This is a genomic window from Phycisphaera sp., from assembly GCA_025916675.1.
Classification (GTDB): Bacteria; Planctomycetota; Phycisphaerae; order Phycisphaerales; family UBA1924; genus JAHCJI01.
In genome coordinates, this window is the sequence record CP098402.1 from 477,363 (window position 1) to 498,296 (window position 20,934).

Below are 20,934 nucleotides of genomic sequence, written 5' to 3' on the forward strand. Positions count from 1 at the left end.
GCTTGTAGCTTTTCGTGTGGTCGATCGCGAGCGTGGGCTGGGGGGCGTTGCGGAGCGCGGCCCGGAACCAGCCAATAAGAAAACATCTGTCCAAGATTCTTGAAACGCTGGCGTTCGACCGTGGTATTCTGTATACTCAAGGGCGTGTGACCACGGATGGCACGCGTCACCACAGCCCGAAGACCGGATTCCCGGGGTTTTGGGTTCGATGGAACAGGGGTCAGGGAGCCGACCATGCCGACCGCTCTCAAATCATCATCGCGTCCATCTCGTTTTCGTGTGACCGAGGCCACGGCTCCCGAGCCCAGTGCTTCGGTGTACGACGACATGGATATCCGCGAGGTCTGGAAGCTCTTTGCTGCCAAACCGAACGACGAAATCCGCAACTATCTCTGGGAGAGATTTCTGCCGATCGTGCGGTACAACGCCGAGCGCATCCATGCGCGACTGCCCGACGAGGTCGATGTCGAGGACCTGGTGCAGGCGGGCATGTTCGGGCTCATGGGGGCCATCTCGGCCTTCAAGCTCGAGAAGAACGTGAAGTTCGAGACGTACTGCGCCAGGCGCGTGCAGGGCGCCATCCTCGACGAGCTCCGCGCCATGGACTGGGTCCCGCGACTGGTTCGAAGCCGTTCGTCGAAGGTCGACGGCGTGCGCCGTTCGATCGAGATGGAGACCGGCGAGCCGGCTTCGGACAACGACGTGGCCAAGCGCCTCGGCGTTGGCAAGGAAGAATTCGACAAGATCCGGCGTGACAGCCGGGCGGTCTCGACCATGTCGATGACCCGCAAGGCCAGCGACTCGAGCGGCGGCGAGACCCGCGACCTGGAGGTCATCCGCGACGGCTGCGACAACCCCGTGCGGAGCATGCAACGCAAGGACTTGCGGGACATGCTTACCAAGGGCCTCAGCCGGGCCGAGCGCCTGATTGTCATCCTCTACTACTACGAGAGCATGACGATGAAGGAGATCGGCGCCACGCTGGCGCTGTCCGAGAGCCGGGTCAGCCAGATGCACAGCGCCATTCTGGAGCGGCTCAAGGCCCAGATGCAGCACCGCACCCGCGAGCTCGAGCCCGTCGAGTAGACCCAGCCCCATTGCTCAAAAATGACCGATGCCGGCCGCTTGCCCACCACGCGAGCGGCCGCTTTCATTCGGTGTGGACAACCCCAAAGAAGACGCCTGGTACCTGGAAGCACGCCCACCCTTGCCCGAGAGCCGCAAGGCCTATGTGGCACTGGGGAGCAACCTGGGCAACCCCGCCGGCAACGTCATCGGTGCGGCCAGCGAGATGGGCGAGATCCCCGGCGTGCGGGTCATTGCTACCAGCCGGCTGTACACGACCGCACCGGTGGGCGTGAAGAACCAGCCGGACTTCGTCAACGCCGTGGCGATGCTCGAGGTCGAGTGCGCCGCGCGCGAACTGCTCGACGGATTGTTGGCGATCGAGAAGCGTTACGGCCGCAATCGTGATGGCGAGCAGCGGTGGGGGCCACGCACGCTCGATCTGGACCTGCTGTTGTTCTGCGAGCAGACCATCGATGAGCCGGGGCTGACCGTGCCACATCCGCGGATGGGGGAGCGACGCTTCGTGATCGAGCCGCTGGCCGACCTGGCACCGGCGCTGGTGCCCCCGGGCTGGGAAAAGAGCGTCGCGCGGACGCTCGAAGCGATGGGTACTGGGGTGAAGGCGTGAGGCGGATCGCGGCTGGGCTGGGCGTGCTCGTGGTTGCGGCTGTCGCATGGGCCCAGGAAGGGTCGGCCATCGCGCCGATAAGCGAGGCCTACCGCCAGCAGCCCACCGCCGAGCGGATGGAGATCGAGGTCTCCCGCGGTAAGGCGCCCGCGGCGCGCAGCGAGATGATCGTGGCTGTCCGGCCTGGCGAGCAACCGGCCATCGCGTTGGCCCTGGGGCGTGGCGATCCGCTTCGCATCTATGCCGAGCCCGGGCGGTTGCTCGCCTGGCGGCAGAGCGACCGCTCGCGCGTGTTTACGGCCGTGCTGCCCGAGCCATTCGGCCGTGGGGCGATCGAGAGCGTGCTGCCACCGTTGCTGGCACCGCAGATCGATCTGGCGCTGGCTGGCGAACCCGATCGTTTGCTCGCGCTGATGCCGCCGCTGTCGTGGTCGAGGGTGGCGTCGGGCGAGAGCGATCGCTACGCCGGTGTTGCGTTTGGAGCCGCCTTGGAATTGAACGTAGGGGCCGACTTCCGGCTTGTCGCCATGGAGGTGCAGCGCGAGGGCACGGTGCTGGCGCGGGCGACGATCGAATCCGTGGAGGTCGATTCGGCGTGGTTCGAGCCCATCCCGCTGGACGGCACGATCGTTGAATCGTTGGCGGAACTGGGGCGTACGCCCGGGCCGGTGCGTGAGAACGAGATCTTCGGGCACGCGATCGGCGTCGATGCTCGGGGACGCGCGACCACGTTGCATGCCGTAGCTGTAGCCGGCGACGCGGAGCGCGTCGTTGTGCTCATGGTTGATGCCAGGCAGGCCGAGGACCGGATGCGGCTTGCCGGTGCCCTCGCGGAGGCCGATCTGGCTGGCATCGCGACGGCGCTCGATGCGAGAGTTGTTGTGCTCGCGGTCGGAGAAGGCACCGTTGCATCGCTCTTCGAACGGGTGACGCGATCTTCGAGGTCGGACACCTCACGCGTGCGGGCGCTGGCGATCGATGCGACGCCCGCGTGGGCCCCGCCTCTGGGGGAGGGGATCGCGTTCGCGGTGCACGGGCCATCGTGGCTGCTGGTGGGCTCGCACGCGGTGCCGGCCGCCGAGCAGCAGCCGACGGGCATGGATGATCCGTTCGAGGTATCCGAGGCACCGCGATCGCTAGCCGAGCGGCTGGCGGAGGTCGTGGGGGCGGCGGCGCGGGAGTAGGGCGGGCCAAGTATTGGAATCCGAAGACCCCGCGCTCGCGCTTGGGCCTCGGATGGATGGGCACCCTCCTCAGATCCGAGCCCCAAGCGCGAGCGCGGGGTTCTTGGACCGGCTGCACGGCCGACCTCGACTGCGACGGCAGCCTGACCATCTTCGACCAGCAGGCCTTCGGCAACGCCTTCGACGCGATGGATCCGGTGGCGGATTGGGACGGGGATGGGTCGTTCACGATCTTTGACTATCAGGAATTTGGCAACACGTACGATCTTGGTTGCCCATAAGAAAATGCGGAGCATCGAACAACGCGCCCCGGGCGATCGGATTGATCGCCCGGGGCGTTGATCTTGTGTTAAGGGTACAGGCAGAGCCCGTTTAGCTGCCCGGTGCGACTCTCGATCCGCCGGGAATTTCTCTCGGTGGGGCGTCAGGCTCTGGCTCGGCGTCTGGTATCACGGCATCAGGATTCCGTGCGTTTGAGGTCAGTGGCTTGCCACTGGGAACGATCGCCCAGAGCAGGACACCGAAGCCGATCACGACGATCCCGACATAAATGAGTAAGCGTCCGATGGGCTTCTCGCCCATGCCGAGTTTCTCTTGGATTGGTTGGAGTTTGTACTTCAACTCCTGCACGAAATCTGACATCGATGGCAACTCCTTGGGGCATCCAACTGGAACCCGTGGGGATAGAGAAAGAGCCACGCGGAGCGCGGCCCTTCTGTAGCCTCACGAACTCGTGATGTTTAGCGAGGGTTGAAGATAAATGTGTAGAACTCGGTCGAAAGGTTGCCATCGGGATCCGAGGGATCCTTGGGCTCGATGCTCAGGTATGCGGCGTGGCCGTCATAGAAAGCCATCACGCTCTTGTTGTTCTCGTTGAACTCGCCGAGCCAATCGCGGCCTTGAGGGTCGTTGGCGACGACGTCGGCGGTCTGATCGTGGATCCAGACCATCTTTGACGCATCGAAGAACTCGGCCTGACGGAAACGCTTCATACCCTCTTCCCAGCGGGCGCTGCCCTTGGGATACCGAATCGGTGAGGGGCCCCATGCCGAGAACGACCGCATGTCGCCGGCATCCCACCAACGCATGTTCACGTGGTAGCTGGTGCCCACATCGTCGTAGCTGCTGAGCTGGGTGTTGGGAGCGGGCCAGCTCCGCTGGTGGGTCTTCTTATCCCCGGGGGAGCGGAAGGCCGGCATTTCCACAATCTCGCGCTGATCGTCGTCGGGGCGGCCTTCTTCGTAACGGATTGGGTCGGGGTTGTACCCCGTTGGCTCGGGCAGGTTGAGATCTGGATACACGTAGGGGTTGAGCGGCTTGGTGAACGCTGGCTCGTCGAAGACACCGCCGGCATACGTGCGGTAATACTCGGATGCGTCCTTGCCGCCGAAGCTCCACGTACACCAACCGCCGATGCCACCATTGCGCCACGACATCTTCATGGGGATGTCGTCGTTGAAGTCGGCCTTGTAGTTGAAGAAGGCGACTTGCAACTGCCGGACGTTGCTGAGCGAGACGGCTTGGTACCCGAGCAGACGGGCACTCCCCAGCGCCGGCAGCAGGATGCCGATCAGAAGGGCGATGATGGCGATGACGACCAGCAACTCGATGAGCGTGAAGCCCCTCTTGTGCTGGCTACGGCCGAGTCTTTGCACTCGCATGGAACTGTCCCCGTCGCTACGGAATGGTCTGCCCCGGGCAGTTGCCGGTCGGGCGTCGTGATGACGGCCGAGGGAACACCGGCGGGACTTTCGGGCTGCAACCAAACCTATGTCGCTTGGGCCCTGTAGCCCGAGCGACGCCTCGCTGACAGAGGGCGGCACGTGCCGCGACCTCCCCTATGTGCTTCCAGTATACCAGAATCACACGGAATCACAATACGATTCGTACACAGTTTGGTCTTGGGTGCAATCGGGAATGTCCCTAATTTCCCTCATGGCGTGGGCAGAATCCGGTTGAAACCCGATCAAGACCTAAACAAGACGCGGCCCTCGCCCTTTCGGATCACGCCGATCCGGGTCACCCCTTCGCCGAGGCGCGCGAGCTTGTCGGCGATGGCGTCGGCGAAGGTGGGGCGGACGATGACGCAGTAGCCCACGCCCATGTTGAAGACCTTGTCCATCTCGGGGGCGCGGATGTTGCCGTGCTTCTTGAGGAAGTTGAAGATGGGCGGGACGGGCCAGGCCTTGCGGTCGAGGACTGCGTCGACGCCAGGGTGGAGGCTTCGCTCGAGGTTGCCGGCCAGCCCGCCGCCGGTGATGTGGGCCATGCCGCTGACGACGCGCTTGACCTTGTAGCCGCGCAAGATGCGGGTGATGCTGTTGGCGTAGATGCGCGTGGGGGTGAGCAGGACTTGGCCGAGTGATTGTTCGGCGTCGAGCTCGGGGTAGACGGTGTGCAGGTCGAGGTTGGCGTGGTCGATGACCCGGCGGACGAGGCTAAATCCGTTGGAGTGGACGCCGCTGGAGGCCAGGCCCAGGACGACGTCTCCGGGCTCGACCTTCATGCTGCTGGTGGCGCGTCGGAGCTCGACGACACCCACGGCGAAGCCGGCCATGTCGAACTCGCCCTCGGGGTAGATGCCCGGGAGCTCGGCGGTCTCGCCGCCCAGCAGGCTGCATCCGGCCAGTTCGCAGCCCTTGGAGACGCCCTTGACGAGGTCGACGAGCATCTGGTGCTCGACCTTGGGGATGGCCAGGTAGTCGAGGAAGAACAGGGGCTCGGCGGCCTCGACGATGAGGTCGTTGACGCACATGGCCACGAGGTCCTGGCCCACGGTGTCGAAGGTGTCCATGTCTCGGGCGAGCTTGAGCTTGGTGCCCACGCCGTCGGTGGCGGCGACGAGGACGGGCTCCTTGTAGTTCCGCTTGAAGAGCTTCTCGTTGAAGTCCAGGCGGAAGAGGCCGGCGAATCCGCCGTCGTTCCTGAGGACGCGGGGGCCGTGGGTGCGTCGCATGAGGCCCATGATGGCGCCCACGAAGCGGTCGCCGGCGTCGATGTCGACGCCCGAGTCGGCATAGGTGAGGGCCTTTTTGGAATCGGTGCCGTTTGGGGATGTTTTGGTCGTCTGGCGCTTGGTGGGCCGCTTGGTCGGCTTGGCGGATCGCGTTCTGGGGCCGGCGGGGGTGGGCATGGACAAGCCTAGGGCGAGACATGCGGGTTCTGGCCGCTAGACTGACTTCTTGAGAGGCTTCAGGACGGGGTTGGCCCGAGCGAGCCTCGACGAATCCGACGCCCCAGATGGCTCGCTTTGCCGCTTGCCGGGAGACCGAAAGTCCATGGCCGACAACCGCACCTCGCTGTTTACCTCAGAGTCCGTGTCGATGGGCCATCCCGACAAGGTGGCCGACCAGATCTCGGATGCCATCCTTGACGTGATGCTCAAGGACGACCCGCACTCGCGGGTGGCGGTCGAGACGATGGTGGCCACAGGGCTGGTCGTGGTGTCGGGCGAGGTGACGACGAGCACCTACGTGGACATCCAGGACATCGTGCGTGACACGATCCGCGAGATCGGGTACGACGACGCGGAGATGCGTTTTGATTGCGACTCGTGCGCGGTGCTGGTGGCGCTCAACAAGCAGAGCCCCGACATCGCCCAGGGCGTCGACCGCGAGGGCGCGGGCGACCAGGGTCTCATGTTCGGCTTCGCGTGCCGCGAGACCGAGGAGCTGATGCCGCTGCCGATCCAGCTCTCGCATCGTTTGGTCGAGCGTCAGGCGCAGGTGCGCCGCGACGGGATCATCCCCGGACTGCGACCCGACGCCAAGAGCCAGGTGACCATCGAGTACGAGGGGCTGCGGCCGGTGCGTGTCGACACGGTGCTCATGAGCACCCAGCACGACCGGAGCTGGAGCGGCAAGCAGAAGCAGGAAGAGCTGCGCAAGCAGGTGATCGAGCACATCTTCAAGCCCGTGCTCGGGAGCTGGTGGAACCCGGGCATCACGGTGCACGTGAACCCGACGGGCCAGTTCGAGATCGGCGGGCCGCACGGCGACGCCGGGCTGACGGGCCGCAAGATCATCGTTGACACCTACGGCGGTCGCGGCAGGCACGGTGGTGGGGCGTTCAGCGGCAAGGATCCGACGAAGGTCGATCGCTCGGCGGCGTACATGGCCCGGTATATCGCCAAGAACGTTGTGGCGGCCGAACTGGCCGACGTGTGCGAGGTGCAGCTGAGCTACGCGATTGGTGTGGTCGAGCCGACCAGCGTGCATGTGGATTGCTTTGGGACTGAAAAGGCAGACCTGGACCAGATCGAGAAGGCCATCCGCAAGGTGTTCCCGCTGACGCCGCGGGGCATCATCGAGACGCTGCAGCTCCGCAAGCCGATCTACAAGCTGACCGCCCGGCACGGGCACTTCGGTCGCAAGCCCTTCGAGCGTGAGGGCAAGAGCTACTTCACGTGGGAGAAGACCGACAAGGTCGAGGACCTGAAGAACGCTGTAGGTGGCGCGGTGGCGGCGGGGGCGTGATCGCTCAGCTCAGGCCGTAAAGAGCGTTCTGCCGGGCGTAGGCCAGCACTTTCGGGTGCAGCGGCGTCTCGAAGGGCGAGCCCTTGGCGTCGCGGACCTCGGTCGAGGCGGCCGGCAACGAGTCAATATCGACGAAGGACTCGGCCCAGTGGTCGAGTTCTTTTTCGTTCCAGAAATCAGTATTCGCCATCGCCGCGCGCAGATCGGTTGCACTGGTAATCGGCTCGCGGGGCAGGATGGTGGGTTGGGCGAATTGGAGCATCTCTCGGGGTGTGCGCCAGCGGTGGAAGCTGGTGGCTTGGTCGGCGCCGATGATGAACCAGAGCGTGCGGTCGGGCAGGATCGACTTGGCGCGCTCGAGCGTGCGGGCCCAGTAGCTGGGCTCGCCGTGGGTGGCACGGTCGAGTTCGTCGGTCCAGATGCCGGCGTGTTCGAGGCCCTCGGTCGCCAGGGCGAGCATGTCGAGGCGCTGGGCGTCGGTGGCGGTGGGGGCGTTGTCCTTGTGGGGCGAGCGGGCGGCGGGCACGAAGGCCAGGAAAACCGGCGCGCTGACTCGGCCTTCGAGTTCGCGGCGACCGAGGTCGGCTAGCGTGACGTGGGCCAGGTGTGGCGGGTCAAAGGTGCCGCCGAAGAGCGCGACGTGGGCGCATTCGCTGGGTATAGGCAGGGATGTCGGCGCTTTGGGCGTCACCGGATAGGGTAGGGGCCGGCGTGCGAGGTTGGGCCTAATAGTCGTCGTCAGGGACGACCATGAGCGGGCCCAGGTCGTTCCCGAACTCGTCGGCCCAAAAGTCTTGGGGGGCCAGCAGCGGGTACTTCTGGCCGAGCATCTCGAGCGGGAGGCGCTCGTCGATGACCACGCCGTCGTGATCGACAACGGTGTAGACGTGGCCGGCCTCGGTGACCTCGATGCGCACGTCGTAGTCTCGGCCCTGGAGGGTGCCCAGATCGACCGCGGGCTCGTACGGCTCGGGGAGTTGGTGCTGGAGGGTGGCTTCACCCTGGCGGGGTTCGATCGACACGAACAGGACGACGGCCCCGGCGGCGAGCATCAGGATGGTGATGGCGTGCTTGCGTCCCATAGCGATTCTCCTATGGGGCGCATCGGCTGGCACGGGATGTGTCTTGAGGCGTTTTTACAGGTCGGTCAGCCGCTGGGCGGTGCGCTGCTCGATCAGGGCGGTCATGAGGGGCGTGAGGTCGCCGTCGAAGAGGGTCTGGCGGAGCTGGAACTTGGTGTCGAGGCGTTGGTCGGCGACGATGCCGTCCTGGTAGCGGTAGACGCGGACTTTTTCGGACCTTTCGCCGGTGCCGACTTGGCTCTTGCGTTCGGCGGAGCGTTCGGCCTCGATCTCGCGGAGCTGGCGTTCGTAGAGGCGTGCCATGAGCAGGCGGCGAGCCTTCTCGCGGTTCTGGTGCTGGCTCTTGCTCTCCTGCATGCGGACCTCGATGCCGGTGGGGTCGTGGACGAGGTGGACGGCGGTGGCGACCTTGTTGACGTTCTGCCCGCCGGGGCCCTGCGAGGTGGTGACGTGCTCGGTGACGTCATTGGCCCAGTCGATCTTAACCTCAACGGCCTTGGGCTCGGGCAGCACGGCGACGGTGGCGGTGGACGTGTGGACGCGGCCGTGCGATTCGGTGGCGGGGACGCGCTTGACGGAATGCACGCCGGCCTCGAAGCTGAGTTCGGCCCAGACGCCCTCGCCCTTGACGCTGGCCGTGGCCGAGCGGACGCCGCCGTGGCTCTCGCCGCCGGTGAAGTCGAGGGCCTCGAAGGCCCAGCCCTTCTGGCTCGCGTACTTCTCGTACATGGCCAGCAGGTCTTTGGCCCAGATCTGGGCCTCGTCTCCACCGGTGCCGGCGCGGAGCTCGAGGATGACCGAGCCGACGAGGTTGTCGTCGCTGGAGACCAGGGCGGCCTTGACGGACTCGATCTCTTCGGCGGCGCGGGCTTCGAGGATGGGCAGCTCGGCACGGGCCATCTCGGCCAGTTCGGCGTCTTCGCCCGAGTCGATGGCCTGGCGGAGGTCGGCGGCTTCTTCGAGCAGGCCGGTGTAGCGCTGGTAGCCCTCGACGACGGCGGCCAGGGCCGAGCGGCGGATGGAGAGATCGCGGACCTGCTCGTGGTCGGCCAGGACGCTTGGGTCTTCGAGCTGCGTGCCCACGGCGCGGTACTGCTCGGTGAGCTCGTCGAGCTTGGCACGGACGGCGGGGGTGAGGGTGTCGGCGGTGGTGGTCACACTAGCATCATTGCCCACTTGCGGCGATCGAGTTCGCCGCAAGTTGTGGTATTCAGCTCGGCTGCTTCGTCGTCCGCAGATATGGCTTCACCTCGGTAAAACCACCCGGGAAGAGCTCCTTCGCCTCGTCGTTGCTGACGGCCGGGACGATGATGCAGTCTTCGCCCTGCTTCCAGTTAGCCGGCGTGGCCAGCTTGTGCTTGGCGGTGAGCTGGAGCGAGTCGATGACGCGGAGGAGCTCGTCGAAGTTTCGGCCCGTGCTGGCGGGGTAGGTCAGGGTGAGCTTGACCTTCTTGTCCGGGCCGATGACGAAGACCGAGCGCACGGTCATGGTGTTGTCGGCGCTCGGGTGGATCATGTCGTAGGCGTCGGAGACTTTTCGGTCGTCGTCGGCGATGAGCGGGAAGTTGAGGGCGGCGCCCTGGGTTTCCTCGATGTCTCCCGCCCACTTCTCGTGGCTGTCGAGCGGGTCGACCGAGAGGCCGGCGACCTTGACGTTGCGCTTGTCGAACTCGGGCTTGAGCTTGGCGACGGCGCCGAGCTCGGTGGTGCAGACGGGCGTGAAGTCTGCCGGGTGGCTGAAGAGCACGCCCCAGCTCTCGCCGAGCCAGTTGTGCCAATTGATGTCGCCCTGGGTGCTCTTGGCGGTGAAGTCCGGTGCGGTGTCGCCGAGTCGGATGGCCATGGGAAATCTCCTGTTCTTGGGGTGGGAAACAAGGATAGGTCGGCCTCGCTCGACTGGGTTCATACACTGGGCTCATGAGCCAGCCGACCGAAGCCGTTGCCGCCGACCATCTCCTTGCCCGCCGCCGGCGGACCGCAGCGGCGTTGCGTGAGCGGGCGCGGGAGGTGGTGGGGGCGTCGGGGCCCATGCCGGTTGTGTTGTTGGGGGCGGGGGAGATGATCTCGGTGCCCGGGCAGCACGACCGGGTGTACCCGTTCATGGCCCACAGCGATTACTACTACCTGACCGAGCAGCAATGCCCGGGGGGTGTGCTGGCGATCGACCTTGCCGACGAGAGCGAGACGCCGTGGCGGGTGTTCGCGCCCGAGGTGACGCAGGCGCATCGCACGTGGGAGGGTGACGTGACGTGGGAGGGCGCGCCGCTGGCCGAGCTTGGGTCGTGGCTGGTGGAGCGTCGCGGGCGCTCGGTGGCGATGCTGGGGTGCCCGGTTGGTGGGTATGGCGGGGGTGTCGATGCGAAGCTGAGCGCGGAGCTGGCCGAGGCGTTGCTGCACTCGCGGCGGGTGTTAGATGAAGTGGAGATTGCCAACATGCGCAACGCCGCTGCGGCTACCGCGGCGGGGCACGCGTACGCGCACCGCGTGCTGACCAGCGGAGAGGCCGCGCGCATGACCGAGCGGCAGTTGCAGGTGGAGATCGAGGCGGAGTTCTTTCGCAATGGTGGGGACGGCACGCCGTACGACACGATCGTGGGCAGCGGGCCGAATGCGGCGGTGCTGCACTTTGCGCCGGGGGATCGGGTGATCTCGAAGGGTGAGTGCGTGCTGGTCGATTCGGGCGCGTCGCACAAGCGCTACGCGGGCGACGTGACACGCACCTGGTCGGTGGGCGAGCCGACGCAAACGCAGCGGGACGTGATCAACATCGTGATCGACTCGGAAGAGGCCGGGCTGGCGATGTGCAAGCCGGGTGTGGAGTGGCACGACGTGCACCGACGGTGCAGCGAGGTGGTGCTCGAGGGGCTGATCGGCCTGGGCGCACTCAAGGGCGACGCGGCGGAACTGGTCGAGCGCGGCGTGGCGGGCTTATTCTTTCCGCACGGTGTTGGGCACATGATCGGCCTGGGCGTGCGCGGCGCGGGCGGGCGGCTGCCCGGGCGCGAGCCGCGGAAGGGGCCGGGTGGTGTGGGCGTTCGTGTCGACATCCCGCTGGAGGCGGGGCACGGGTTCACCATCGAGCCTGGGCTGTACTTCATTCCTGGGTTGATCGAGGTGGCCGAGACGCGGGAGAAGTTTGGCGATGCCGTGCAGTGGGGGGTGGTCGATTCGTTGCGCAAGGAGATCCAGGGCGTGCGGATCGAGGACGATGTGGTGATTACCGAGGGTGGGCGCGAGAATCTGACGGCAGGGATCGTGAAGGGGCTGGATTGACCCCGTGCCGGGCGGCGACTTCCAGTGCGGCGCGTACTTGGGTGGGGCCTGTCCCGTAGCGCGTACGATTGGGATTGGCCAATCTCCTTGCGACGGAGTGTGAGATGCCCCCCGGCTTTGCCGACAAGATCGAGATGCAGGATCGTTTGTTTGCCGAGCTTTCGGCGATGTTCGGGCGGGAGGTGCCGTTGTATGACAAGGCGCAGGCGGTCAACGCGGTGTGCAACCGGGCGGTGTGCGGGCTGCTGTCGGTGCGGCACCCGGGCTTTGTGGTGAGCGACGAGGAGGTCGAGCGCACGGGCGGTGAGCGGCACGGGGCGATCCGGATCGGACGGGCCGACGAGTACCGGCTCGTGACGCGGTTCTTCGGGTGCTTCGGGATGGAGCCACATAACTTCTATGACACGACGTCGATCGGTGCGAAGAGCCAGCCTGTGATCGCGACGGCGTTCCGCTCGCCCGAGAAGCCCGAGCACCGGGTGTTCACGTCGCTGCTGATGACCGACTACTTCGATGAGAGTACACGGGCGCGCATCGAGGCGGTGCTGGCGGACCGGCAGGTGTTTTCGGAACGTGCCATCGAATTGGTTAACAAGAGTGAGAGCGACGGCGGGCTGACTTGGGACGATGCCGACGAGTTGATCGGTGAGGCGACGGGGCGGATCTTCAAGTGGACGGGGCGGGCCCGCGACCACGGGTTGTACACGGACTTGTGCCAGGGTGGGTTCAAGATCGCCGCCGACATCGCGTGCTTCGAGCGGCACCACCTGAACCACCTGACGCCCAACACGCTGTGCATGGACGTGTACACGGCGGCGATGAAGTTCTGCATGGGCGAGAGCGATCGGGCGACGTTCGAGACGCGGGCGGCTCGGGCGTTCGAGGGCATGCTGCTGATGAGCGGGCCCGACTGGCTGGCGTTGCATTTCAAGCACCTTGGCGCAGATAGGGTGCGGGGCGTCGGTGATGCCGATATCGATTCGGGCGTGCTGGGCTCGCACATTGCGGCGTTGGCCGATCGGCTGGGCGAGGCGGATCTGGACTTGTCGGAACTGCCGCACGCGGGCTTCAAGGACTTTACCGAGGGCCCGGCGGCGGACACGCCGGTGTTGCTACGGCAGGATGCGTACCGGGCGCTGACCGAGCCGGTGGTGTTCGTAGAAGCGGACGGCAGCGAGGTCGAGGGATCGCACACCGCGCGTTTCGGCGAGATCGAGCAGCGCTTCTACGCGACGACGCCGGCGGGGCGAGCGATGTACGACCGGTGCCTGGCCGCGTTCGAAGGGGCGCGGGCGGAAGATCCCGATCTGGCCAAGCGTGACGAGAAAGCATTCTTGCAGATGCACACCGACGCGTTCGCGAGTTTCCCGAAAACGCTGGGTGGCTTGTTGGCCAAGGGCTTGGTGTATGCTGAGTACGTACCGACCAAGGCGGGACTGGCGGCGGCCGGCTCGATGACCGAGACCGATATGCAGGAACTCGTGAGGCAGGGGTGTGTCTCTCACGAAGGCTTGCGGTACGAGGACTTTCTGCCGGTGAGCGCGGCAGGGATTTTTGCATCAAACCTGAACCAGTACGGCACGGCATCCACGGCGGCCAACAAGCCCGAGTACTCACGCGAGCAGCTCGAGATGATCATGGACAAGCGCGTGATTGATACCGATGCGGCGTATGCGGCTGCCGACGCGCGGTCGCGGTTGGACGTGTACGAAGCACTGGGATTGACCGGCCGGCTTGATGAGGCCGAGCGTCAACGGCTGGAGCGTGCGGCCGGTGCCGATCGGGTTGTGTGACGCTTCTGGCGCATGAAATGGCCATAGCTTTCTTCCCACCCTCGTAGATTCCTGATCCAGTTCGACGAGTTGGTTACGGGACGTGGCCTTGTGGGTTTCAAGCCACTTTGAGTAGGGGAAACGGGGGTGCTACACCGATGGTCCGGGTACTTTGACCTCAGGATGGGTTGCGGTGTGCCGACAGACCTCGTGCTTTGTCGCTTCACAGCCCCCTAAATAATGTCGCCATTGAGACAGTCCAAGACGACAGGATCGAGCGCGGGAGTCGCTTCTGGGTGTCGCACGCGGTGCGCCTGATCGGCGTGATCGCGTGCGGGGTTACCGCTCTGGTTATGCTGGCCTGGAAGTTCCACTGGGAGAGTGTGACTTCTCTGCTGCCCGGATTGCCGGCGATGACGTTCAATACAGCGCTCGGGCTGTGCCTGGGCGGTGTCTCGCTGCTCTGCCTCAACATGCCGTACCGAAACTGCCGCCGGAGCACCTGGCCACGTCGCCTTGCGTTGGTTGCCGCGAGTCTCGCTGGTGTGCTCGCCTTGCTCACCATCACGGAGATGGTGGCGGGCGTGAACCTTGGCATCGACGAATTGTTTGCGATCGACACGATCTCTCGCGTACGAGACACCGGGCACCTGCCGGGGCGCATGTCGCAGGCCACGGCTCTGGCGATGTTGCTGATGAGCGTGCCGCTTGCTCTCTGCTCAACTCGGAACTCGCGAGAGTCCATGAAGTGGCTCGCATCCGCGTTCACGATGGGAACGATCGCGATCGGCTTCATGGCCGGGGCGTCATCGCTCATCGACGATGGGGCCCTCTGGAGCGTGCCGTTCTTCTCCACGATGGCCTTGCACACTTCTTGGCTCTTCGTGCTGCTTGGAGCGTCCACGTTTATGACCCGAGTCACGCAATCGAATGCAGAGGTGGCCATTGCGCGCCGCCCGAAGACCCGGGCCCGGCTCTGGCTTGCGGCCACCGTTGTCCTGGTGTTCGCCATTGGGATCGCGATGACGGCGTTGGTCTCCAAGCGGACCACTTCTCGAGAGATCGAAACCGCCCAGATTCAGTTTGAGAGGCTCACGGATCGTGTCATCGTCGAAGCGGGCCGGCGTGTCTATCTTCCGGTGTATGGGTTGAAAGGCGCAAGAGGCATGTACGCTGGCAGTGAACATGTCAGCCGCTTGGAGTTTCGCGATTATGTCAAGTCTCGAGATCTCGCCGAGGAGTTCCCCGGGACCATCGGGATGGGGTTCATCGAGCGTGTGCCCAAGGAAGAACTCGAGCAGTTCCTCGCACGCGAACGGGCTGATCATGCGCCGGAGTATCGCATCAAGACGGTTGGCGAGCACGACGTGCTCTACCCGATCAAGTTCATCGATCCGCTCGAGGACAACATGCTCGCGTGGGGATACGACGTGGGTTCGGAATCGAACCGTCGCAACGCCGTCGAGACGGCCATTTGGACGGGAGAGCCGACGCTCACCCATCGCATCACGCTGGTGCAGGACAAACTAGAGCAGCCCGGCGTTCGATGCAGGCGTCCATTCTTCGTAGAGCACGATTGGGATGCTATACGGCCTGGTCTTGAGTACTCTGACGGCGGGCTTCGTCTGGCTACTTGGGTGCGCCCGGGCGAATGCGTTGGCGCTGGTTGAGAGCAGGACCCGTGACCTGCAGGCCACGACCGAGGACCTCCGCAGGTCGAGCGATCTCATCGCAAAGCAGAACACGGATCTGAACGCGATGGCCGAGCGAGCACATCGCGTCGTCGATGATGTGTCGCACGAGTTCCGAACTCCGCTGGCGGTGATCAAGGAATTTGCATCGATCATCAACGACGGGTTGGCAGGGCCTGTTTCCGGACAAGAGGGAGAGTATCTCAAGATCATGTCCGGTGCGGTCGTTGACCTAAACCACATGGTCGAAGATTTGCTCGATTCGAGTAAGCTGTGCGCTGGACGGTTGCGCGTGGAGCATCGGTCGTATACCGCGGAGACCATATTTGAGAACGGCCGCGCGGCCCTGGCACGCAAGGCCTCGTCCCGGTCAATCGTGATCGAAGAATACGTCGAGGAAGGCCTGCCGATGGTTTTTGCCGACGAAGAGAAAGTGCGCCGCGTCATTAGTAACCTGATGACCAACACCATCAAGTTCTCGCCCGAGGGCAGCACGATCGTGCTCAGTGCCATCAGTTCAGACGTTCCCGGCGAAGTCAGGATTGGTGTGACCGACCGCGGGCCCGGGCTCTCGCTGGTGATGGGCCGACCGGCCTGGCCGCAGCCCAGGCCAGCCTCCCGGATGTCATCCTGCTCGACCTGCGGATGCCAGACATGGATGGGTTCGAGGTACTCCGCCGGCTCCGGGCTGAGGACAGCACGTCCGAGGTCCCGGTTATATTCCTGACAGCCAATATCCAGGATACGGTGAAGGAGCAGGCCAAGGCGGCGGGCGCTGTGGGCTTCCTTACGAAACCCTATGAGGCGAGCACGGTATTGGACGCCCTCGGCGCAGCGACGTCGGTGGCAGCATGACACTCATTCAGGGTGAACCAATGGCAATCACAGTTCCGAAGTCCATCCTGTTGGTTGACAATGACCGTGGTGTGCTGGCAGCACTAACTGCGCGCCTCGGTGGCATGGGATACCGGTGCGAGTCGGCGTGCTCGGGTGCGCAGGCTCTGAGCCTGTTCAAGTTGCACGGTGCGGATCTGATTATCAGCGATCTGAACATGCCGCAAGGTGATGGTGAGACACTCGCTGAGAACATCCGGAGGGTGTCCGATGTTCCGATGATCATCATCAGCGGGTTCAAGGACGCCCCCCGCAAGAAGCTGGTGGGCATCCCTGGTGTGCGTTTCCTGGAGAAGCCCTTCGAGGGCTCGGTTCTTGCGGAACTGGTCGGAGCCACCCTAGCCGAGCCCGTGGCCGAGCAGGGTGACGTCCGACGTCCGGCCTAGCCCTGCCTAGATCAATCAATAGCCCCGCCCGGATTCGAACCGGGGACCAAGCGATTATGAGTCGCGTGCTCTAACCGCTGAGCTACGGGGCTAATTGCTGTTGGGACAATGATTTACACGAGATTGGCCCACAGCAAATCGCGTGCTCATGCACTACAAGTACAAAATAGGATAGGGCACCAGAGTGCCATGATAACCGAGTTTCTATAGTCCAAATAGAACTTGAGGTAGGCTGTGACTGCGCTTGTCCCCGTTCCTGTACCAGCTTGAGGGTTAGGGATCCTGCATCATCCGGCCGGGTCCGCCTGGCCGGATGATGCAGGATCCCTTGGGGGCCAGGTTGCCCAAGGCGCTGTGTGGTCTATCTTGATTGTAATGCAGCCGCCAGCCTTCGATCTTCTCCCTGGCATCGTCGAGCGAAAGAAACCAGTTCTCGTTGAGGCATTCGGCGCGGATCCGCCCGTTGAAGGCCTCGATCAACCCGTTATCCGTGGGCTTTCCGGGCCTGCTGAAGTCAAGACGCACCCCATTCAGATACGCCCACTGGTCGAGCCGCTTGCTCGTAAACTCGCTCCCGTTGTCCACGCGGATCTTCTGTGGCAGCGAGCCGCGCTCGGCTTTGATCCGATCGAGCACCCTCGCCACGTCGTCGCCGCGCAAGCCGCTGGCCACCTCGATCGCCAGACTCTCGCGTGTGAAGTCATCCACGATCGTCAGCAGCCGGAATCGGCGGCCATCGAAGAGCTGATCAGACATGAAGTCCATGCTCCAGCTCTCGTTGGTGTGAGTCGCCCTGGTCAACTCAGGTCGCGTCACGCTGCTGCGATGTCGACGCGGCTTGTGCCGACCAACGCAGAGGCCTTCTTCCCGGTACAGCCTGTAGATCCGCTTGCGGTTCACGAGCCAGCCCTCCCGGCGCAGCTTGATCCAGATTCGCTGATAGCCCCACGTGACATGCACGCCCGCGATTTCCTTGATTCGTGATCTCAGCACGGCCTGATGGTCCTTGACGCTCGCGTAGCGTTGCGTGGCCCGGGGATGGCAAACCACCTCGCACGCCCGGCGTTCGCTCACGCCGTACGCCGCCTGCGTCTTCTTCACCATCTCCCGGCGACGACCAGACCTCAGAGCTTTCCCTTGAGGGCGTCCTGCAAGATGTGTTTGTCGAGACTCAGATCAGCAACAAGCTGCTTGAGCTTGCGATTCTCACCCTCGAGCTGCTTCAGCCGACGCACCTCGGCTACGCCCATCCCGGCGTACTTCTTCTTCCACCGGTAGAACGTCTGTTCAGAATCACCCATCTTGCGGCAGATCTCTCGCACCGGCGTGCCGCCCTCGGCCTGCCTAAGCGCGAAGGCGATCTGCTCCTCGCTGAGTCTGCTCTTCTTCATCGTCCTGACCTCCAAACAGAGGCCGGATTCTTGCGCGAAGCCTCACCCTACGGATGGACCAGGAAACGGGTACGAGCGCAGATGCCTTCAACAACACCCCATTCTGGATCATCCAGGTCACCAGTGACATCTCAAGCGATCACAACGACACCCGCAACCCGGTACTCGCCAAACTCATCGACCAGATCTCACAACTCAACGGGCTGTACCAGACTGAGGTGCAGGTGTGGATGCGCGTCGGACCGGCAGAGGACGCTACCCAAGCGCCTTGATCGCCCGGGCTATTACTCGGATCGTTGATCGGGCGGTGATCCATTCACTACTATATTCGTGGACTCCATTTGGATGGATGTAGGAATACAAAGGCCGATCGATCGACACGACCCCTTCGCGAAGATCGGCCCTGGCAGAGCGCCGGGCTTTTTGGCATTGCGTTGTAGTGTTGCTCTTGGTTATGAGTCGCGTGTTTTAACCGCTGAGCTACGGGGCCGGGTCATACACACTAACTTAGTTTAGGCCTGCGTCGATCGGCCGACCCGGCTACTTCTTGAAGCTGTCTCCGCTATTCGTGGCGTGATCGTAGCGCCGTCCGTGGTTTAGAATATCATTCGGGCTGTTGGGCAGCAAGTCGCCGCAGCGGTGCAGATCGCGGTTCGCACGCTCCGCCTAGCCTTATTCGGTTCCCATATGATGGGGGGTATTGGCATGGCCAGTTTGTCCGGGGAATTCCGCGCAAGGCTCTGGTTGGTGGCTATTGCATTCATATCTGTAGGCAGTGCCTTTTTTGCCGGGTGTGTCGCCTCTGTGAAAGAAACCCACGACGGCGATTTCGCCGGCGATGGGCCTTACCTCATCGTGCTTGGGACGGCGCAAGATGCGGGCTCACCGCAGATGAACTCGCCTGCAGGGCACCCCGCTCGGGCCGACCCCACCCAGCGGAGGCTGGCGACCTCGTTGGGGATCGTGGATCCGAACACGGGGCGACGCTGGATCATCGAAGCCACGCCGGACTTACGGGAACAGGCTTGGGCACTCAGCCGGGCGCATCCCGAAGCGGAGGCGCCGATCCGGCTCGATGGCGTGTTCCTCACGCACGCGCACATGGGGCACTACACGGGCTTGATGTTCCTGGGGCACGAGTCGATGGGGGCTTCGGCGGTGCCGACCTACGTCGCTCCGCGCATGGCAGAATACCTCTCGACGAACGGGCCGTGGGACCAGCTCGTACGGTACAAAAACATTGAACTCCGCCGGCTCACCGTTGACGAACCGGTTGACCTTGGGATTGGGGTTACGGTGACGCCGTTCGCCGTTCCGCATCGGCAGGAGTACAGCGAGGTTCTTGGATTTCGTATCGACGGCCCCAGCCGTTCGGTGGTCTTCATTCCCGATATCGACTCGTGGGAAGAGTGGGAGGGCATGGGCGTGCGGCTTCTCGATGTTCTCCGCGGTGTGGATCGTGCGTATCTCGACGCGACGTTTTATGACAACAACGAGATCCCGGGCCGGGACATGAGCACGTTTCCGCATCCACGCATCACCGACACGATGCAGCGGCTTTCTCCGTTGCCTCACGACCAGCGGCAGAAAGTGCACTTCATCCACCTGAACCACACAAACCCGGCGCAGTGGGCGGATTCGCCGGCACGCGTTGGGATCGAGCGTCGTGGTTTCCGAGTCGCCAAACGCGGAGATGTGTTCGAGCTCTGAATCAGGCGAGTTGGGCAAGCAAGTCGTCGAGATCCATCGCGCTACCGATCTCGCGCGACTGGACCCAGCGGACGACCGGCGTGCCGCCATCGTCCTTGCCAACGAGCACGGTGCCGCGGCTGGAGACGTTGAGGTCGGGCCAATAGAAGCCGTATGCCTTGCACACGGCCCGGTGCATGTCGGCCAGTAGGGTCTGCTTGAGGCCCATGCTCTCGGCCCAAGCCTTGTGGGTCCAGAAGCTGTCGCAGGAGACGCCCACGACCTGGACACCCTTGCTCTTCCAGTTGGAAATCTCGTCGTTCACGCACTTCATCTCGGCCGAGCAGACCGAGCTGAAGTCCATCGGGTAGAAGCAGATCGCCACGTCGCCGCTCTCGAGGGCGTCGCTGAGCGTCCACTCCTCGCGGTCCTGAGTCAGCAGGGTGAATCCGGGTGCGGGCTGGCCCTGCTCGATGGGTTGGTCTCGCGGGGGTAACTCGGTGGTCATGGCCATGCGTTGAGAGCTCCTGAAAGGCTCGGAAAACCAGTAGTCGGGGCTTGCCCGTGCGTGTCCTTCGGGGCGTATGCTAGGGCATGGCGATCGCAGGGCCGGCAATGTCCGAGGGCGACCTCCTCACCCGCTACACCGATGTGTGTGAGCGGGTCGAGCGTGCGGCCGCGAAGGCCGGACGCCGTAGCGAGCAGGTTCTGCTGGTGGCCGTGACCAAGTACGCCGAGCCAGACCAGATCCTCCAACTCGTGCAAGCCGGCCACCGGGATTTTGGTGAGAACCGCGTGCAACAATTGCTCCAGCGGGCCCCGATGCTCGACGAGCAAGTGTCGCGTATGCGATCGTTAGGGGCGGCCCTCGGGGGAGATCCGGCGTCCAAGCACGAGCCCATCCGCTGGCACATGATCGGCCAGCTCCAGCGGAACAAGGCCCGGCAGGTTGCCGACGCGAGCCGCCTGATCCACAGCGTGGACAGCCTGCGGGTGGCCGAGGAACTCCAGGAGGTCGGGCTCAAGCGTGACAAGCCGGTGGAGATCCTGCTCCAGATCAACTGTTCCGGCGAGGCCGGCAAGGCGGGGTGCCCGTCGCCCGCCCTGATGCATGTCGTTGAGCAGATCCACTCGATGATCCACCTGCGCCTGCGTGGCCTAATGACCATGGCCCCGGACACGGGCAGCCCCGAGGACAGCCGCATCGTGTTCGGCCGTTGTCGCGAGCTGTTCGAGGAGGTCGTGAGCGAGGGCATGGTGAGCCGCGCGTTCAACATCCTGTCGATGGGCATGTCGGGCGACTTCGAGGTGGCAATCGAAGAAGGCGCGAACCTCGTGCGTGTCGGCAGCGCCATCTTTGGTGAACAGGATCACGCCGGCGGGGCCGAGCAGGGCTAATCA

The 20,934-nt window shown here is 64.2% G+C and carries 22 protein-coding genes and 1 tRNA gene; 13 read left to right on the forward strand and 10 right to left on the reverse strand.

Translation table 11 applies throughout. From position 1 onward, the window contains the following. Positions 1-279 precede the first annotated feature (279 nt). From NCW75_02095 to NCW75_02110, 4 genes are all read left to right on the forward strand, one after another. The gene (locus NCW75_02095) at positions 280-1,086 is read left to right on the forward strand and encodes a FliA/WhiG family RNA polymerase sigma factor (protein UYV13088.1); all 807 of its coding nucleotides are present in this window, start codon (positions 280-282) and stop codon (positions 1,084-1,086) included. 73 nt (positions 1,087-1,159) lie between these two features. Beyond that, entirely contained in the window at positions 1,160-1,696 is a 537-nt protein-coding gene (gene folK / locus NCW75_02100) for a 2-amino-4-hydroxy-6-hydroxymethyldihydropteridine diphosphokinase (GenBank protein UYV13089.1), read from the forward strand. Next, positions 1,693-2,880, forward strand: coding sequence for a hypothetical protein (locus NCW75_02105; protein ID UYV13090.1), 1,188 nt, complete (start codon positions 1,693-1,695; stop codon positions 2,878-2,880). Before folK ends, NCW75_02105 begins: the two co-directional genes overlap by 4 nt. Positions 2,881-2,936: 56 nt before the next feature. Further along, positions 2,937-3,161: a hypothetical protein gene (locus NCW75_02110; protein ID UYV13091.1), complete on the forward strand. Its 225-nt coding sequence runs from the start codon at positions 2,937-2,939 to the stop codon at positions 3,159-3,161. A gap of 91 nt (positions 3,162-3,252) precedes the next feature. Here NCW75_02110 and NCW75_02115 read toward each other — a convergent pair whose 3' ends face one another. From NCW75_02115 to purM, 3 genes are all read right to left on the reverse strand, one after another. Further along, the gene (locus NCW75_02115) at positions 3,253-3,522 is read right to left on the reverse strand and encodes a hypothetical protein (protein UYV13092.1); all 270 of its coding nucleotides are present in this window, start codon (positions 3,520-3,522) and stop codon (positions 3,253-3,255) included. Between the two features lie 98 nt (positions 3,523-3,620). After that, on the reverse strand, positions 3,621-4,541 hold the full coding sequence (locus NCW75_02120; protein ID UYV13093.1) for a prepilin-type N-terminal cleavage/methylation domain-containing protein: 921 nt from the start codon (positions 4,539-4,541) through the stop codon (positions 3,621-3,623). Positions 4,542-4,846: 305 nt separating this feature from the next. Then, positions 4,847-6,013 (reverse strand): phosphoribosylformylglycinamidine cyclo-ligase, encoded by a 1,167-nt coding sequence (purM, locus tag NCW75_02125; GenBank protein ID UYV13094.1) that lies wholly within the window; start codon positions 6,011-6,013, stop codon positions 4,847-4,849. Between the two features lie 145 nt (positions 6,014-6,158). Here purM and metK point away from each other — a divergent pair, with 145 nt between their 5' ends. Beyond that, positions 6,159-7,355 carry a methionine adenosyltransferase gene (gene metK, locus NCW75_02130; protein ID UYV13095.1) on the forward strand — a complete coding sequence of 399 codons (1,197 nt, stop codon included), beginning with the start codon at positions 6,159-6,161 and terminating at the stop codon, positions 7,353-7,355. A 4-nt stretch (positions 7,356-7,359) separates the two neighbouring features. Here metK and NCW75_02135 read toward each other — a convergent pair whose 3' ends face one another. Genes NCW75_02135 through NCW75_02150 form a run of 4 tightly spaced genes read right to left on the reverse strand, consistent with a single transcriptional unit; the run spans position 7,360 to position 10,280 of the window. After that, complete coding sequence (locus tag NCW75_02135) at positions 7,360-8,046, reverse strand: nicotinate-nicotinamide nucleotide adenylyltransferase (GenBank protein ID UYV13096.1); 687 nt, start codon at positions 8,044-8,046, stop codon at positions 7,360-7,362. Positions 8,047-8,080: 34 nt separating this feature from the next. Continuing rightward, positions 8,081-8,437, reverse strand: a complete 357-nt coding sequence (locus NCW75_02140) for a hypothetical protein (protein ID UYV13097.1) — start codon at positions 8,435-8,437, stop codon at positions 8,081-8,083. Positions 8,438-8,491: 54 nt separating this feature from the next. Continuing rightward, positions 8,492-9,595, reverse strand: a complete 1,104-nt coding sequence (locus NCW75_02145) for a PCRF domain-containing protein (GenBank protein UYV13098.1) — start codon at positions 9,593-9,595, stop codon at positions 8,492-8,494. Positions 9,596-9,647: 52 nt separating this feature from the next. Then, the gene (locus tag NCW75_02150; protein ID UYV13099.1) at positions 9,648-10,280 is read right to left on the reverse strand and encodes a peroxiredoxin; all 633 of its coding nucleotides are present in this window, start codon (positions 10,278-10,280) and stop codon (positions 9,648-9,650) included. A gap of 74 nt (positions 10,281-10,354) precedes the next feature. Between NCW75_02150 and NCW75_02155 the strand changes: the two genes are divergently transcribed. The 5 genes from NCW75_02155 (at position 10,355) to NCW75_02175 (ending at position 16,453) form a co-directional block, all read left to right on the forward strand. Further along, positions 10,355-11,710: an aminopeptidase P N-terminal domain-containing protein gene (locus NCW75_02155; GenBank protein ID UYV13100.1), complete on the forward strand. Its 1,356-nt coding sequence runs from the start codon at positions 10,355-10,357 to the stop codon at positions 11,708-11,710. 104 nt (positions 11,711-11,814) lie between these two features. Beyond that, entirely contained in the window at positions 11,815-13,503 is a 1,689-nt protein-coding gene (locus tag NCW75_02160; GenBank protein UYV13101.1) for a DUF1338 family protein, read from the forward strand. 275 nt (positions 13,504-13,778) lie between these two features. Then, on the forward strand, positions 13,779-15,152 hold the full coding sequence (locus NCW75_02165) for a CHASE domain-containing protein (GenBank protein UYV13102.1): 1,374 nt from the start codon (positions 13,779-13,781) through the stop codon (positions 15,150-15,152). Further along, a complete protein-coding gene (locus tag NCW75_02170) occupies positions 15,139-15,900 on the forward strand; it encodes a sensor histidine kinase (GenBank protein UYV13103.1) in 762 nt (253 codons plus the stop codon). The genes NCW75_02165 and NCW75_02170 overlap by 14 nt, the downstream gene beginning before the upstream one ends. Positions 15,901-16,048: 148 nt before the next feature. Next, the gene (locus NCW75_02175) at positions 16,049-16,453 is read left to right on the forward strand and encodes a response regulator (GenBank protein UYV13104.1); all 405 of its coding nucleotides are present in this window, start codon (positions 16,049-16,051) and stop codon (positions 16,451-16,453) included. A 19-nt stretch (positions 16,454-16,472) separates the two neighbouring features. Here the strand turns inward: NCW75_02175 and NCW75_02180 are convergent. After that, positions 16,473-16,545 (reverse strand) — tRNA-Ile (locus tag NCW75_02180). Positions 16,546-16,726: 181 nt separating this feature from the next. Beyond that, positions 16,727-17,844, reverse strand: a protein-coding gene (locus NCW75_02185) for an IS3 family transposase (protein UYV13105.1) whose coding sequence is annotated in 2 segments (ribosomal slippage) — positions 16,727-17,589 and positions 17,589-17,844 — 1,119 coding nt in all. Because the reading frame shifts where the segments join, the coding sequence is not laid out codon by codon here. A gap of 53 nt (positions 17,845-17,897) precedes the next feature. On the opposite strand from NCW75_02185, the gene NCW75_02190 reads away from it, so the two are divergent. Together NCW75_02190 and NCW75_02195 are read left to right on the forward strand one after the other, a co-directional pair. Then, a complete protein-coding gene (locus tag NCW75_02190) occupies positions 17,898-18,116 on the forward strand; it encodes a hypothetical protein (GenBank protein UYV13106.1) in 219 nt (72 codons plus the stop codon). A 367-nt stretch (positions 18,117-18,483) separates the two neighbouring features. Beyond that, the gene (locus NCW75_02195) at positions 18,484-19,554 is read left to right on the forward strand and encodes an MBL fold metallo-hydrolase (protein UYV13107.1); all 1,071 of its coding nucleotides are present in this window, start codon (positions 18,484-18,486) and stop codon (positions 19,552-19,554) included. A gap of 1 nt (position 19,555) precedes the next feature. On the opposite strand, the gene NCW75_02200 is transcribed toward NCW75_02195, so the two are convergent. Further along, positions 19,556-20,047: a redoxin domain-containing protein gene (locus NCW75_02200; protein ID UYV13108.1), complete on the reverse strand. Its 492-nt coding sequence runs from the start codon at positions 20,045-20,047 to the stop codon at positions 19,556-19,558. An 80-nt stretch (positions 20,048-20,127) separates the two neighbouring features. Here NCW75_02200 and NCW75_02205 point away from each other — a divergent pair, with 80 nt between their 5' ends. Next, the gene (locus NCW75_02205) at positions 20,128-20,931 is read left to right on the forward strand and encodes a YggS family pyridoxal phosphate-dependent enzyme (GenBank protein UYV13109.1); all 804 of its coding nucleotides are present in this window, start codon (positions 20,128-20,130) and stop codon (positions 20,929-20,931) included. Positions 20,932-20,934 lie beyond the last annotated feature (3 nt).